Below are 14,654 nucleotides of genomic sequence, written 5' to 3' on the forward strand. Positions count from 1 at the left end.
TTTTTTATATCTGTCAGTTGGTGATTTGGCCGCTGGCTCACGGCCACCGGCAACCTTCCCGTCCGGAATGTTTGGTATGCTTATAAATCATGATGTGATCGGTAGCACATTTTACGCTTTAATTGTATGATGAATGCGTTTCTTAAAGGGTAATCACCATGCGTAACACACTCACCATAATCTGGCACTACCTGCGTTCTTTTATATTAGTTTACATATGCTTATATGCAGGCATTGCGGTTGCATCGCTGCTGCCCATCACCATTCCCGGCAGTATTATCGGCATGCTGATGCTGTTTATTTTGCTCTCATTGCAAATTCTGCCGGCCAAATGGGTAAAGCCCGGCTGCCATCTGCTGATCCGCTATATGGCGCTGCTGTTTGTGCCGATCGGCGTAGGCGTGATGCAGTATGTTGATGTGATAAAGCAGCAGTTTGGCCCGGTGGTGGTCTCCTGCTTCATCAGTACCTTAGTGGTGTTAGTGGTGGTGAGCTGGAGCTCTCATCTGGTGCATGGTGAACGGAAAGTGGTGGGTGAAAACGAGGGCGACACAAAATGATGCATCATATCTGGTGGTCTTTACCTTTAACGCTGGTGACCTTTTTTCTCGCCCGCCAAATCGGCATGCGGTTTAAAACCCCGCTCCTGAACCCGTTACTGGTTTCGATGATAGTCATTATTCCCATTCTGCTGTTTACCGCCACCCCTTACGACCACTATTTCCAGGGCAGCAAGGTCTTGAATGACTTACTCCAGCCAGCGGTGGTTGCCCTTGCCTTCCCGCTTTACGAGCAGCTTCACCAGATTCGTGCGCGTTGGAAATCCATTATCACCATCTGCTTTATTGGCAGCATGGTGGCGATGATTTCCGGTACATCCGTTGCGTTACTGATGGGGGCCACACCTGAAATTGCCGCGTCGGTCCTGCCAAAATCGGTGACGACGCCAATCGCTATGGCGGTGGGCGGCAGCATTGGCGGCATTCCGGCGATTAGCGCGGTATGCGTGATTTTCGTGGGTATTCTCGGTGCGGTATTTGGCCACGCCCTGCTGAACCTGATGCGCATTAAAACCAAAGCGGCGCGCGGGCTGTCGATGGGTGCCGCCTCCCACGCCCTGGGGACCGCACGCTGCGCCGAGCTTGATTTCCAGGAAGGGGCGTTTAGCTCACTGGCGCTGGTGATTTGCGGCATTATCACTTCCCTGATTGCGCCGTTCCTGTTCCCGCTGATTCTGGCGGTTATGGGTTAAAAGTTGCGACAGATCGCGCAATTTCATTCTTTATTTCATCCGTTACATTTGTAATTAGATAAAGATCACATATAAAGCCCATGCGGAGCCGTAAACTACGGTTCAACTACTTGTTATGAGGCTACGATCCATGCGCTCACGTTTTCAGGCTGCTCTCGCACAACTCCCGGCTTCACTGCAAGCCGCTTTGCAACCTTTGCTGACCGATGCTCATTTTCCGGCGATGTTTAGCGCCGCAGAAGTGGAATCGCTGAAAGCCCAGACCGGGCTTGGCGATGATGAACTGGCATTCGCTTTGCTGCCGCTGGCAGCAGCCTGTGCCCGTGCGGATTTATCACAGTTCTATGTCGGTGCGGTGGCACGCGGCGTGAGCGGCAATCTCTATTTTGGCGGCAATATGGAGTTTATCGGCTCGACCATGCAGCAGACGGTTCATGCCGAGCAAAGTGCCATTACCCATGCGTGGATGCGCGGTGAAAAAGCGCTGGCTGCGATTACGGTTAACTACACGCCCTGCGGCCATTGTCGCCAGTTTATGAATGAGCTAAACAGCGGAGTGTCGCTGCGTATTAACCTGCCAGGCCGTGAGCCTGCAACGCTCGGTGATTATTTACCGGATGCCTTTGGCCCACGCGACTTAGCCATTAAAACCCTGCTGCTTGATACCGTGGATCATGGCTATGGGCTGCAGGGCGATGCCCTGAGCCAGGCGGCCATTGCCGCGGCAAACCGCAGCCATGCGCCTTACAGTAATGCGCCATCGGGCGTTGCGCTGGCAATGCGCGACGGGACGATTTTCACAGGCAGCTATGCTGAAAATGCCGCATTCAACCCTTCCCTGCCGCCGCTGCAAGCAGCATTAAATCTGCTTAGCCTTTCAGGCTATGACTACAGCGACATCCAGCGGGCCATTCTTGCAGAAAAAGCGGATGCGCCGCTAACGCAGTGGGATGCTACCGCTGCGACCCTGAAAGCGCTGGGATGCATAAATATTGACCGTGCGCTTCTGCATTGATGCTCACAGTACGGGCGCTTTTGCCCCGTACTGGTGAATTTTAATTCAACCGACGCCGCGAATCTTGCTCTTAACCACCAGGTAAAGTAGCCTTGGATAAAATTTCATCCTCTTACTGAGCTGCAGGTCCATGTTGAAGCGCTTGTTTTATAGCCTGTTGATTATCATCGGCTTGGCTGTGATAGCTGCGCTGTGTCTTGACCGCTGGATTAGCTGGAAAACCGCACCCTACGTCTATGACGAACTGCAGGATTTGCCCTACCGCCAGGTCGGCGTGGTGCTGGGCACCGCCAAGTATTACCGTACCGGGGTGATTAACCAGTATTATCAATACCGTATCCAGGGCGCGTTAAACGCTTATAACAGCGGCAAGGTGAACTATCTGCTGTTAAGCGGCGATAATGCGCTGCAAAGCTATAACGAACCCATGACCATGCGCAAGGATCTGATCGCCGGCGGCGTTGATCCTGCCGATATCGTGCTGGACTACGCAGGGTTTCGCACGCTCGACTCGATAGTTCGTACCCGCAAAGTATTTGATACCAACGATTTTATTATCATCACCCAGCGTTTCCACTGCGAACGCGCGCTGTTTATCGCCCTGCGCATGGGGATTCAGGCCCAGTGTTATGCCGTTCCTTCACCCAAAAATATGATGACCGTGCGTATCAGAGAGTTTGGCGCGCGTTTGGGAGCGCTGGCCGATCTGTATATCTTCAAGCGTGAGCCGCGTTTCCTTGGGCCGCTAGTCCCTATTCCCGCCATGCACGAAGTGCCTGAAGATGCGCAGGCTTACCCGGCGGTGACACCCGAGCAGCTACTGGAATTGCAGAAAAAAGAGAAGAAATAACGAAGAGTGGCGTCGTACGGCGCGAGGATATTTGTTAACCGAAAAAAAACCCGCACATATCACTCACTGTGCGGGTCTTGGTAAACCTTATGGAATTACTTCTTACGGGCGTATTTCAGGGAATCCAGCGCGACAGCGAAGATAATAATCGCCCCCTTAATAATGTACTGCCAGTAAGGGTTGACGCCGATATACGTCAGGCCGTAGTTGATGACCGTAAAGATAATCACACCGGTCACCACGCCCACCACCGTACCGACACCGCCGCTGAATGATACGCCGCCGACCACGCAGGCTGCAATCGCATCGAGTTCGTACATAAAGCCGAGGTTGTTGGTTGCCGAACCGATACGGCCCGCTTCTAACATCCCGCCGAAGGCGTAGAACACACCGGACAGCGCATAAATCATGATCAGGTTCAGGGCGACGTTAACACCAGAAACTTTAGCCGCTTCCGGGTTGCCGCCGATGGCGAAGATGTTTTTACCAAAGCGGGTTTTGTTCCACAGGATCCAGACAAAGCCAATCGCAATCAACGCATAGAAGGTGATGTACGAAAGCTTAAAGTTCCCCATCTTGATAAAGCCCTGGGCAAAGGTGGAGAACCCGCTGTCGAAGCCCGCAATAGGTGAAGCACCCACAAAGTCGTAGTACAGGGAGTTAATGCCGTAAACGATGATCATGGTGCCTAAGGTGGTGATAAACGGCGTCACGTTCAGGTAAGCAATGATGATCCCGTTAATCAGACCAATAATGGCACCGATAGCACAAACGATCAGGATAACCAGCGCAATCGGCATGGTGCTCATCTCAGGGAAAACTTTGTTCACGTTTTCCATCGATTGCAGAAGCGTTGCCGCCACTACCGCCGCCAGCCCCACCTGACGACCCGCTGAAAGGTCAGTCCCCTGGGTGACAATCAGCCCCGCCACGCCCAGTGCGATAATAATACGCACCGACGACTGGGTCAGAATGTTACTTAAATTCATCAGGCTTAAAAACGTGGGGTCCTGGAAAATAATAATCGCCAGCAGTACCAGCAACACCACATAAATGCCGCCTTCTTTCAGATAAGTTAGAAAACTTTTGTTATTTAACGCACTCATTTTTTAATAGCCCCTAAATTATCAAAGGTGCACAGACGCAAGACGTAATATTTCGTTCTGCGTGGTTGTTTTCGTGTCTACAATTCCGGCAACCAGCCCGTTGCTCATCACCAGAATACGGTCTGTAATCCCTAACAACTCCGGCATTTCGGACGAAATAATAATAATCCCTTTCCCTTTCTTAGCCAGCTCAGCAATCAGCTGATAAATTTCAAACTTAGCGCCAACGTCAATCCCACGGGTGGGTTCATCGAGCATTAAGATTTCTGGCTGAGTTAATAACCAGCGCCCAATAATCACTTTCTGCTGGTTCCCCCCGGACAATGAACCTATCGAGGTGCGATGGCCTGGGGTTTTGACGCGCATGGAATCGATAACCCATTGGGTATCGCTTTTCATGCGCGAATTATCTAATAGGCCGATTTTATTTTTATAGTTACGAATATTGGAAATCAGCGAGTTAAAGCCGATATCCAGATAAGCGTAAATACCGGTCGAGCGGCGCTCTTCGGTCACCAGCGCAAAGCCGTGGTTAATGGCTTCATTTGCCGTGTGGTTATTAATTTTTTTGCCGTGCAGCGTGATCGTGCCGCCTGATTTTTCACGAATGCCAAAAAGCGTTTCAACAATATCCGTACGTTTTGCGCCAACCAGACCAGCAATGCCGAGGATCTCCCCTTTGTGGAGATCAAAAGAGACATCGCGAATCGAAGGCTGACGTAACGAGGTCAGGTTACGCACTTCCATAATCACTTCGCCCGGCACGTTCTCTTTTGTCGGGAAGCGCTGGTTCAGGGAGCGGCCAACCATCATGGCGATGATCTTATCCATATCCAGCCCTTCTAACGGCTGGGTGGCGATCCACTGCCCGTCACGCAAAATGGTGATTTCATCACACAGCTGGAAGATCTCTTCCATTTTGTGAGAAATATAGACAATACCGCAGCCGCGCTCTTTTAATTTACGGATGATTTTGAAAAGGTGGTTAACTTCCTTTTCGGTCAGCGAAGATGTCGGCTCATCCATAATGACAATTTTGGCATTATAAGAGAAGGCCTTCGCTATTTCGATCATCTGCATTTGTGACACTGATAAGGTGCCCACGCGTGCTTTAGGGTCAATATCAATATCCAGCTCATCGAAAATATGTTTGGTATCACGGTACATTTTGTCCTGATCGACAAATACACCTTTGGTGGGGTAGCGCCCCAGCCACATGTTATCCATGACGGTACGTTGCAGCACCAGGTTTAATTCCTGGTGAACCATCGAGATACCATTTTCCAGTGCCTCTTTGGTGCTGGAAAAGTTAATTTCTTGCCCCTGAAAAAGGATGCTGCCGGAATCTTTACTGTAGATCCCAAAAAGACATTTTAATAATGTTGATTTACCCGCGCCGTTCTCACCCATTAATGCATGAATCGAGTGGGGACGGACTTTTAAATTAACATTATCCAGTGCCTTAACGCCGGGGAATGATTTATTAATGTTGGTCATTTCCAACAAATATTCCGACGACGGATTTGTATTTGTGTCAACCATAGTAGTACCTGTGTGGCTGAGAATCAGGCCTGATACCGGGCGAATATTCGCCCGGATTCAACACATTTCAAACAATATCCTGCACAGGATATTTATTTACCGACGAATTCAGCCAGGTTGTCTTTATCAACGCCGACATAGGGAACGCGGACGATTTTCTGTTCAATTTTCCAGCTGGTCCCTTCTGCTGCGGATTTGCCAGCGGCCAGGTTTTTCACCAGATCGAAGGTTGCTTTAGCCTGGTTGTTGGCATCGTTCAGCACGGTACCGGCCATGGCGCCAGATTTAACCATCGCCAGCGCTTCTGGCAGGGCATCCACCCCGAAGACCGGAATGGAAGATTTGTTGTGTGCTTTCAGCGCTTCCACCGCACCCATTGCCATCGCATCGTTGTTGGCGATAACCACTTCGATTTTGTTAGCGTTCGGGCCGGACAGCCAGGCGTCCATCTTATCTTTCGCCTGAGCGGTATCCCACATCGCGGTATCTAACTGCAGCTGTTGGGTTTTCAGACCTTTGGTGTTCAGCTCTTTGATAACGTAAGTGGTACGTGCTTCAGCATCCGGGTGGCCTGGTTCGCCTTTAAGCAGCACGAACTGTACCTGACCATCTTTGTTCAGATCCCATGCTGGGTTTGCCGCCCAATGCTTAGCAATCAGGTCGCCCTGAATGATGCCTGACTCTTTAGAGTCGGTGCCCACGTAGTAAGCTTTTTCGTAGCTGTCCAGCGCTTTACGGGAAGGTTCTTTGTTGAAGAAGACGATCGGAATGTCCTGGCCACGGGCTTTTTCAATTACGGTGCCCGCCGCTGCCGGGTCAACCAGGTTGATTGCCAGGCCTTTCACCCCTTTTGCCAACAGCACGTCAATCTGATCGTTCTGCTTGGACTGGTCATTCTGGGAGTCATTCATCAGCAGCTGAACATCTGGCGATGCTTTTGCGTCTTTTTCAATGGCCTTGCGCACGACAGACATAAAGTTGTCATCGTATTTATAAATGGTCACGCCGATACGGGTATCAGCAGCATGAGCGGCTGCGCCAAACAACATGCAAGACATAACGGCGGACAGGGTCAAAACCTTCTTATTCATGGTATCTCCGGTTTTTTTGCAGGGTAGTTCAGTGGTATTCAGGCAGGCAGCGATGTTATGAACACGTTACTGAATGCCGAAAATTTTTCTCTGTTAAAAAACGCTTCCGTGTTCAGTAACCATCCATAACTGCTTTTATTGATAGTTTTTGGCTGAATAGCTATAGATAAACTGATTAATCACCGTTACATATAGTTTCAGCTGATAAGACGCTGACATCATAGCCATCGCCTTGTTAATTAACTGTGAATTTACTCACAAATTGAAACCGGTTACATCAAAGACTTTATTCAGAGAGCGATCGCTGCCGCATTTTGCCGTGGAGCCACCGAATGGCGGCGCACTAAAGTTGGCATAAAACAGTGAGTTACATCATTATCAAGCGTGCCTGCCGCCCCCTGTAACGCCAGTTCAGTTGCCAGCCGTGCCATTGAAACAATCGGATAGCGCACCGTTGTCAGCTGCGGGTCGGTATAACGCGCAATGGGAATATCATCAAAACCAATCACTGAAACATGATGCGGCACCATAATTCCATTGTCTTTCAGGGCGGTTAACGCTCCCGCCGCCATGCTGTCGTTATAGGCAAATACCGCGCTGAGTTGCAGGTTGCGTCCCAGCAGATCCACCATCGCCGCCTCACCCCCCTGCATATCCGGCGAACCCACGCCCACCCAGTTTTCTGGCGCGACCACGCCCTGCTCGCTCAACCCACGTAGCCACCCTTCCCGCCGCTGGGCGTTATCTTCTATCGCATGGCTGGAGGCCAGATAACCAATACGCTGATGGCCCTGGTTAAACAGCATCCTGGTTGCCATTAAGGCCCCGCTGACGTTATCAAGCCCGACGCAGCGGTGCTCAAAACCCGGCACAATGCGGTTCACCAGCACCATGCCGGGAACCTGTTCGAGGAACGCGCTTAATTCGCGATCGCTCAGTGACTTCGCATGTACAATCAAAGCGTTACACCGTTGCCGAATCAGCACTTCAATGGCATGACGCTCTTTTTCTTCCTGATGATAGCTGTTGCCGATAAGCACATATTTGTTGTGTTCCTGCGCCACCATATCCACCGCTTTAACCAGCGCGCCAAAAAAGGGATCGGAAACATCCATCACCACCACGCCAACGGTATCGCTAACCTGCGTGGCCAGAGCCTGAGCGTTAGCATTCGGGCGATAGCCCAGCTGCGCCACCGCCTGCATCACACTTTCACGGGTATCGGCGCTGACGAGCGCGCTGTTATTCAGGACACGGGAAACGGTCGCCACGGAGACGCCGGCAATTCGGGCAACGTCACGAATGGTGATCATAGTTAGCACCAGGCGATGAAAGAGTTAGTCTCATGAATGCACCCTGTATTTGGCAAGGAGACTATTCTGGCAGCAACGTGAAAATCACTACGTGAGGAGGATCACAACCATGAAAGCGGTTACATACAAATCGTTAACCTTTGTGAGCGATATCATTATCTATCCGGCAGGCTGTTTCAGCGCTACCCCTGCGGCGCGCGCGGTTAACTGACGCCACAGCCACTCGACAGGCCCCTGACGGAAGAAACGCAGCCAGATAAGGGAGAACAGAATATTGATAGTCCAGATAGCAGGCACAATGGCAAGCAGCGAGAGGCGGTCAAATTTCATAAACCAGCCCATATGGAAGAAGAGCGTGGTGCAAATTACCGTCTGGAGTAAATAGTTTGATAGCGCCATACGCCCGACGTGCGCCACCGCATTCACCAGACGCAGGCGTGAAAGCTGCGGCCAGTAGCCAAATGCCAACGCCGCATAGCCCACGGTTTGAAAAGGCGCGCTCAGCTCACGCGGTGCCTGCAGCAGGAAAGCACACCAGCGGTACGCCCAGCCTACATGCCACTGGGCATAAATCGCCGGGATATTGATCAACATACCGAGCGCCACCAGCGCCAGGCCCGCGCGGCGATAATGGTGCAAACTAAACTCACCGCGCAGCCAGCCGCTGCGCATTAATGACGCCCCTATCAGCATCATTCCAGCCAGCTGCCAGCCGTACTGCGCCCCCAGCGCCACAAGATTTGAGGAGAGTAAATCAAGGCGATGACTGATAGCCTCGGTGCCGCCGCCAAGCTTCCACCACTGTTCATACTGCAAGTTGGCCGCATCCGGTATCCACGAGCGGTTTGGCGCATCGCCCGAGATAAGGCCCAGCAGCAGCAATACCCCAACGCCGGTGAGATAGAGCATCGCGCCGGTGTTAAAGAGCGAGCGAATTCCCGGCGCATCGCGAATCATACGCCAGCACACCAGGCCCACTAAACCGTAGGCCAGCAAAATATCGCCGTCCCACAGCAAGATCCCGTGCATGAAGCCGAGCAGAACTAATAACGTCAGGCGCGACTGAATCCAGCGCTTGCCGCGCGCTAACAGCATCTGTAGGCCAGCGCCGAATAGCAGTGCGAAAAGCGTGAGGAATTTAACCTGAGCGAAGAGATCTAAAATCGCCCATGTCCAGGCATCACGCCCGCTGACCGAGCCGGACCAGGCTGGATTAAGGTATGCCGCCTTAGGTAAACCGAAGGCGATAATATTAAGCAGCAGGATGCCGAGAATAGCGACGCCACGGACAAAATCCAGCGTACCGTTTCGCTTCATAGCGCCTGCCTGCTTAAATTAAGTATTAGTTATGACGCACGGCGCGCAGAAATTCCTGGCGCGTATTCTGGCTGGATTTAAATAATCCGCCCAGCGAGGTCGTCGTCGTCGCGCTGGTGGCATCCTGCACCCCACGAGCTTTAACACAATAGTGGACCGCATCAATAGAGACCGCCACATTGTTGGTGCCAAGCAGCGTTTGCAGCGCAATCAGGATTTGCTGGGTTAAACGTTCCTGCACCTGCGGGCGCTGGGCAAAGAATTGCACAATGCGGTTAATTTTCGACAGGCCAATCACGGTATCTTTCGGCAAATAGGAGACGGTCGCTTTGCCATCAATCGTCACGAAATGGTGTTCGCAGGTGCTGGTCAAGGTAATGTTGCGCACGGTGACCATTTCATCAACCTTCATCTTATTTTCGATGACGGTGATTTTCGGGAAATTCGCGTAATCGAGGCCGGAGAAAATCTCATCGACATACATTTTAGCGATGCGATGCGGGGTTTCCATCAAGCTATCGTCGCTCAAATCGAGATTGAGCAACTGCATGATTTCCGTCATATGTTCAGCAATCTGGCGCTTGCGGGTTTCGTTATCCAGCTCACGCAAAGGCGGGCGCAACGGGGTTTCTAAACCGCGAGCAACCAGTGCTTCGTGAACCAATGCGGCTTCTGGACTGAGTGATGACATGTTGTTTTCTCCTGCAGGTGTGGCTGACCTCGGCCCTCACAGGGGCAAAGTGTGCGCTCATTGTGCGTGAGCGCAGTCGCATAATCCAGTGGTGCGAACGATAATTATTGAAATCATCAGGATCTTGACGCGTTACGCCAGACCAGGCCGCCGCCAGCTAATAACGCCGCTCCGGCAACGTATAGCGCGGGTTCAAGCCGTCCGGTGAAGGATGTGGATAAGGCCGATAGCACCGGCCCGACCAGCTGCCCCATCGCATAACCGGTGGTCAATAATCCCGCCATATAACGGGTATGTTTAGGGGCCAGCTCGCGGCCATACTGCAGTGACAGCTGTACCGCGCATAAGAAGCCACCGCCCACCAGCAGCGACCCCAGCACTAATCCGGCCATGCCGGGGATCAGATCGGATGCAAATACCCCCAGCGCCTGTAGCCAGAGCACCAGCGCCAGCCGCTGATTGCTTTGCAAGCGATGGCGTGCCGCAATGCCCAGCAAAATCCCGCAGACTGCCGCAGCGCCAAATATCGGCCAGACGAACTGCGCAAATACGCTGCCGGGGAAGCGGGCATGGGCCATCTGCGATAAAAACGTGGCGGGAAGAATATAGCCAAACCCGGCCAGGCTATAGCTCCAGACCAGACGCCTGAGCGGGCGGGTTAACAGCAGCGGTTCAGGCGCGGTTTCCGGGCGATGTAATTCCCCTTTGCGCGGTAAGTTGCGGGCAATGAGCACAATAAATAGCAGCGCTAAAACGCCATACATCAGCCAGGCACTGCTGGCCGATAATCCATAATGGTGGATCGCCACGGCCAGCAGCCCGCTGATAAATATCCCGGCCCCCGGCCCTGCAAACACTGCCGCACTCAGCCCTGGTTTACCCAGGTGAGCCAGCTGTTCGTTGCTCCAGGCGGCAACCAATACCATCGCCCAACCGCTGGCGCAGCCAATCAGAAAACGAATCAGCGCATGCCACAATACGGAATCTACGGTTGCTGAAAGCAGCGTTAAAATTACCGCCCCCCAGACCCCGGCGTGCAAACGCAGCTCTACCCGGCGATGCGCGCGCATGGCATCCCATGCGCCAGACAGATAGCCGAGATAGTTAATCGCTGCTACCAAACCCGCACTGGTTAAGGTAAGTTGCCCTTCAGTTATCATTAATGGCACCTGTGGCGTAAAGGCAAAACGGCCAATACCCATTGCCACCACCAACACCAGAAACCCCGTCAACGCGATACGTGCCGCCACAGCCACCCCAAATGTTGCGATTTCGTTGCCAGCATGATGCCGCATGGCTAGACTGGGGAGAAGTGAAAGTTATTCATCGATCTTGAATATAAATAAGGACCCTCTGGATGGAACTCCTCGAAGAACACCGCTGTTTTGAAGGCTGGCAGCAGCGCTGGCGCCATAATTCTGCGGTGCTGAAATGCCCGATGACGTTCAGTATTTTTCTACCAACGCCACGCACCACGCCTCCACCGGTGCTGTACTGGCTGTCCGGTTTGACCTGTAACGACGAAAACTTCACCACCAAAGCCGGTGCGCAGCGTATCGCTTCTGAACTGGGCATCGTGTTGGTGATGCCAGACACCAGCCCGCGTGGTGAAAACGTGCCTAATAACGAAAGTTACGATCTAGGCCAGGGCGCAGGGTTTTACCTGAATGCCACAGAAGAACCGTGGGCCGGGCATTTCCGTATGTACGATTACATCAATGAAGAGCTGCCCGCGTTGATTGCTGATAACTTCAGCATTAGCGATAAAGCCTCTATTTTCGGCCATTCCATGGGCGGCCACGGCGCGCTGAGCATCGCGTTAAAAAATCCGGGTCGTTACCGTTCCGTTTCTGCCTTCGCACCGATTGTGAACCCAGCGCGCGTGCCGTGGGGACAAAAAGCGTTTGCCGCGTATTTAGGTACCGATGAAGAGAAATGGCGTGCATGGGATAGCTGCTGTTTGCTGATGCAGGCGGATAACGCGCATGCCATTCCGGTGCTTATCGATCAAGGTGATGCCGACCAGTTCCTTGCCGATCAGCTGCAACCGGCACAATTCGCGGAAGTGGCGCGGCAGAAAAGCTGGCCGTTAACGCTGCGCGTCCAGCCGGGCTACGATCACAGCTATTACTTTATTGCTTCGTTTATCGAAGACCATCTGCGTTTTCATGCGCAACATTTGGCGTAATTCATTGCCCTCACCCCGACCCTCCCCCTGGAGAGGGTTAGGGTGAGGAAAAACTTAGAACGTGTAATCCACCGCCATAAAGTAACGACGACCGTCTTCGTTGTAACTGTAATCGTCACGACTCAGGTCTTTGTCACCCAGGTTCATCACCCCCGCACGCAGTTTAATGTTTTTCGTCGCCTTCCACGCTGCACCGGTATTCCACACTACGTAACCACCAGGCGTGGGTTCGCTGCTGGTTGTTGCACGCTGCTCGCCGGTATAGTTGGCGGAAACATAGAATGACCAGTCATCCAGCGGCACCCAGTCCACCGTCCCGTTGGCGGTATGGAATGGCAAAGATGACAACGGCTTACTGCCGCCATTGCTCAAATCACGACCATCGTTATAGGTGTAGTTCAGCGTCAATTTCCATCGATCGTTGAACGGCACTTTCACCTCGGTTTCCACGCCGCGAATACGCGCTTTGTTGACGTTGTAGTATTTAAAGGTAGGACGCCCTGCACTATCAAATCCTACAAAGTTTGAATAGGACGGTGCCTGTGCGCGGTTGGCGGTGCGCTTGATATCAATCATATCTTCCAGGTCGTTCTGGAAGGTGGTGATACTCCCGGTTACGCCATCCAGCAGCCCTCGATCGCCGGCATAGTACAGGCCAAGTTCGAAGCTTTCGCTGGTTTCCGGTTTCAGATCCGGGCTGCCAACAATCTTACAGGAGCCGCGGCAGGAGTTGCTGGTCCAGTCCGGGCTGAGCTGTAATAAAGATGGCGCTTTAAATGCCGTTGCCCAGCCGCCTTTTAGCGTGACGGTATCCGTCGCGCTGTACACCAAATAGGCACGCGGGCTCCAGTGGTCGCCGTAGGTTTGATGGTCGTCCATACGCAGGCCGGTGGTCAACGCCAGCGGTTCGAAAATCCGCCATTCGTCTTCCAGGAACAGCGCGTACTGGCTGGCTGAGGTTTCGGAACTGCTGCTGCCAGTCAGGTTAACCGGGTCAGTCAGCTTGTCATGCCGCCATTCGCCGCCAAATGTCAGCAGCTGGTTGATCTCGCCTAATGGCAGCACCAGTTTGCCATCAAGGCTGTTATTGCGAGAAGTGATTGGCGAGCGGTTGCCCGGATTGAGGTTATCAATTTTATCGCCATAAAAACGCAGCTCGGTATTGCCATAATCCCAGCGGCCATTATGGGAAAGGGAGTAATCCTGGCGTTCCATGCGGTTTTTATTCAGCGAGTCAGAATCCCTGTCCTGGCGGTCAAACCCGTAACCGAAAGTCATATCCTGGTTTTCGGTTGGGGTCAGCGCAAATTCGGCGCTGCCACTACGGGTGGTGAAGCCTTCGATACGTGGTGTTTCACCCGTTGCGGTAGTGTTTGACGTCTCCTGCTGGTCTTTTTCGCGTTTGCCGAGGTTGCCGTAAACCTTCACACCGAGCAGGTCGTCAACGATGGGCCCGCTGACGAAGAAGTTGCTGTTATAGCTATCGCCGCGATCGCGTTTTTCCTGAATCGTGGTATCCGCCGTCACCGTACCGTGCCAGGCCTTGCCGACTTTACGCGTAATAATGTTCACCACGCCACCTAACGCATCTGAACCGTAGAGCGAAGACATCGGCCCGCGCACCACTTCGATACGTTCAATCGCATCCACCGGGATCCAGTTAAGGTCGAAATCATTATGGCGGAAGACCGCGTTACGCGAGTTCACTCGCTTGCCGTCCACCAGAATCAGCGTATAGCTACTCTTCAGGCCACGAATGCTCACGCCCTGGCGGTTATCCCCTTCGTTGGTGAGCTGCACACCCGGCACTTCCTGCAAGACATCTTTCAGGTTCTGGATCGGTTTCTTTTTCAGATCTTCTTGCGTGATAACGCTAATACTGGCGGGGGCATCTTTGAGGTTCTGTTCGCTGGCGGACGCGGTAACCACCACAGTGTCTTCCTGTAGCGCTGCAATAACTGGAAACGATGCGCTGATTATTGACGCGCAAAGTCCTCCCCGGACGATGGGATTCAACCTTAACATTCCTTTCTCCATGAGGTGAATGGCAAACTTTAACGATGGATTGCGCTCACATTCCTTTATGCATAGCCTGCTACTTTGGCAAACTATTGCCCGCCTGACTCACCGCCATCCGACGATGGTAAAGCCTGGCGACACCATAGATTAAACGAGAATGGTTATCAATCAAATTATTGATATTTGTAATGTCTGGAGGGGGAGTGGGTGGGGAGTTCCAATAAAAAAGGGTGAGGTTGCTGACAAAGTCAGCCGAAAATCAATAAATTG

The 14,654-nt window shown here is 52.5% G+C and carries 14 protein-coding genes; 6 read left to right on the top strand and 8 right to left on the bottom strand.

What is annotated here, in order from left to right:
* Positions 1-158 precede the first annotated feature (158 nt).
* The 4 genes from EHN07_RS01930 to sanA all read left to right on the top strand — a co-directional run bounded on the left by EHN07_RS01930 (position 159) and on the right by sanA (position 3,117).
* On the top strand, positions 159-560 hold the full coding sequence (locus EHN07_RS01930) for a CidA/LrgA family protein (protein ID WP_124022537.1): 402 nt from the start codon (positions 159-161) through the stop codon (positions 558-560).
* On the top strand, positions 557-1,252 hold the full coding sequence (locus EHN07_RS01935) for a CidB/LrgB family autolysis modulator (RefSeq protein WP_124022538.1): 696 nt from the start codon (positions 557-559) through the stop codon (positions 1,250-1,252). The genes EHN07_RS01930 and EHN07_RS01935 overlap by 4 nt, the downstream gene beginning before the upstream one ends.
* 130 nt (positions 1,253-1,382) lie before the next feature.
* The gene (cdd, locus tag EHN07_RS01940; RefSeq protein WP_124022539.1) at positions 1,383-2,267 is read left to right on the top strand and encodes a cytidine deaminase; all 885 of its coding nucleotides are present in this window, start codon (positions 1,383-1,385) and stop codon (positions 2,265-2,267) included.
* 130 nt (positions 2,268-2,397) lie between these two features.
* Entirely contained in the window at positions 2,398-3,117 is a 720-nt protein-coding gene (gene sanA, locus EHN07_RS01945; RefSeq protein ID WP_124022540.1) for an outer membrane permeability protein SanA, read from the top strand.
* 95 nt (positions 3,118-3,212) lie between these two features.
* On the opposite strand, the gene mglC is transcribed toward sanA, so the two are convergent.
* The 7 genes from mglC to EHN07_RS01980 all read right to left on the bottom strand — a co-directional run bounded on the left by mglC (position 3,213) and on the right by EHN07_RS01980 (position 11,427).
* Positions 3,213-4,223: a galactose/methyl galactoside ABC transporter permease MglC gene (mglC, locus tag EHN07_RS01950; RefSeq protein WP_124022541.1), complete on the bottom strand. Its 1,011-nt coding sequence runs from the start codon at positions 4,221-4,223 to the stop codon at positions 3,213-3,215.
* Between the two features lie 21 nt (positions 4,224-4,244).
* A complete protein-coding gene (mglA, locus tag EHN07_RS01955) occupies positions 4,245-5,765 on the bottom strand; it encodes a galactose/methyl galactoside ABC transporter ATP-binding protein MglA (RefSeq protein ID WP_124022542.1) in 1,521 nt (506 codons plus the stop codon).
* A gap of 92 nt (positions 5,766-5,857) precedes the next feature.
* Complete coding sequence (gene mglB / locus EHN07_RS01960; RefSeq protein WP_124022543.1) at positions 5,858-6,856, bottom strand: galactose/glucose ABC transporter substrate-binding protein MglB; 999 nt, start codon at positions 6,854-6,856, stop codon at positions 5,858-5,860.
* A gap of 290 nt (positions 6,857-7,146) precedes the next feature.
* Positions 7,147-8,169 carry an HTH-type transcriptional regulator GalS gene (gene galS / locus EHN07_RS01965; RefSeq protein WP_124022544.1) on the bottom strand — a complete coding sequence of 341 codons (1,023 nt, stop codon included), beginning with the start codon at positions 8,167-8,169 and terminating at the stop codon, positions 7,147-7,149.
* Positions 8,170-8,328: 159 nt separating this feature from the next.
* Complete coding sequence (yeiB, locus tag EHN07_RS01970) at positions 8,329-9,486, bottom strand: DUF418 domain-containing protein YeiB (protein ID WP_124022545.1); 1,158 nt, start codon at positions 9,484-9,486, stop codon at positions 8,329-8,331.
* Between the two features lie 25 nt (positions 9,487-9,511).
* On the bottom strand, positions 9,512-10,177 hold the full coding sequence (folE, locus tag EHN07_RS01975; protein WP_124022546.1) for a GTP cyclohydrolase I FolE: 666 nt from the start codon (positions 10,175-10,177) through the stop codon (positions 9,512-9,514).
* Positions 10,178-10,293: 116 nt separating this feature from the next.
* Positions 10,294-11,427, bottom strand: coding sequence for a YbfB/YjiJ family MFS transporter (locus tag EHN07_RS01980; protein ID WP_124022549.1), 1,134 nt, complete (start codon positions 11,425-11,427; stop codon positions 10,294-10,296).
* A gap of 107 nt (positions 11,428-11,534) precedes the next feature.
* Between EHN07_RS01980 and fghA the strand changes: the two genes are divergently transcribed.
* A complete protein-coding gene (gene fghA, locus EHN07_RS01985; protein ID WP_124022547.1) occupies positions 11,535-12,365 on the top strand; it encodes an S-formylglutathione hydrolase in 831 nt (276 codons plus the stop codon).
* Between the two features lie 54 nt (positions 12,366-12,419).
* On the opposite strand, the gene cirA is transcribed toward fghA, so the two are convergent.
* On the bottom strand, positions 12,420-14,390 hold the full coding sequence (gene cirA, locus EHN07_RS01990; protein WP_124022548.1) for a catecholate siderophore receptor CirA: 1,971 nt from the start codon (positions 14,388-14,390) through the stop codon (positions 12,420-12,422).
* 19 nt (positions 14,391-14,409) lie between these two features.
* Between cirA and EHN07_RS20760 the strand changes: the two genes are divergently transcribed.
* Entirely contained in the window at positions 14,410-14,535 is a 126-nt protein-coding gene (locus tag EHN07_RS20760; RefSeq protein WP_279630474.1) for a hypothetical protein, read from the top strand.
* The last annotated feature ends 119 nt before the right edge of the window (positions 14,536-14,654 follow it).

Source organism: Buttiauxella warmboldiae (genome assembly GCF_003818135.1).
GTDB classification, from domain to species: Bacteria; Pseudomonadota; Gammaproteobacteria; order Enterobacterales; family Enterobacteriaceae; genus Buttiauxella; species Buttiauxella warmboldiae.

Bases quoted from the DNA above. Each gene is read 5' to 3' on its own strand.
- EHN07_RS01930 (WP_124022537.1), top strand. From the start codon at position 159: ATGCGTAACACACTCACCATAATCTGGCACTACCTGCGTTCTTTTATA.
- EHN07_RS01935 (WP_124022538.1), top strand. From the start codon at position 557: ATGATGCATCATATCTGGTGGTCTTTACCTTTAACGCTGGTGACCTTT.
- cdd (WP_124022539.1), top strand. From the start codon at position 1,383: ATGCGCTCACGTTTTCAGGCTGCTCTCGCACAACTCCCGGCTTCACTG.
- sanA (WP_124022540.1), top strand. From the start codon at position 2,398: ATGTTGAAGCGCTTGTTTTATAGCCTGTTGATTATCATCGGCTTGGCT.
- mglC (WP_124022541.1), bottom strand. From the start codon at position 4,223: ATGAGTGCGTTAAATAACAAAAGTTTTCTAACTTATCTGAAAGAAGGC.
- mglA (WP_124022542.1), bottom strand. From the start codon at position 5,765: ATGGTTGACACAAATACAAATCCGTCGTCGGAATATTTGTTGGAAATG.
- mglB (WP_124022543.1), bottom strand. From the start codon at position 6,856: ATGAATAAGAAGGTTTTGACCCTGTCCGCCGTTATGTCTTGCATGTTG.
- galS (WP_124022544.1), bottom strand. From the start codon at position 8,169: ATGATCACCATTCGTGACGTTGCCCGAATTGCCGGCGTCTCCGTGGCG.
- yeiB (WP_124022545.1), bottom strand. From the start codon at position 9,486: ATGAAGCGAAACGGTACGCTGGATTTTGTCCGTGGCGTCGCTATTCTC.
- folE (WP_124022546.1), bottom strand. From the start codon at position 10,177: ATGTCATCACTCAGTCCAGAAGCCGCATTGGTTCACGAAGCACTGGTT.
- fghA (WP_124022547.1), top strand. From the start codon at position 11,535: ATGGAACTCCTCGAAGAACACCGCTGTTTTGAAGGCTGGCAGCAGCGC.
- cirA (WP_124022548.1), bottom strand. From the start codon at position 14,390: ATGTTAAGGTTGAATCCCATCGTCCGGGGAGGACTTTGCGCGTCAATA.
- EHN07_RS20760 (WP_279630474.1), top strand. From the start codon at position 14,410: ATGGCAAACTTTAACGATGGATTGCGCTCACATTCCTTTATGCATAGC.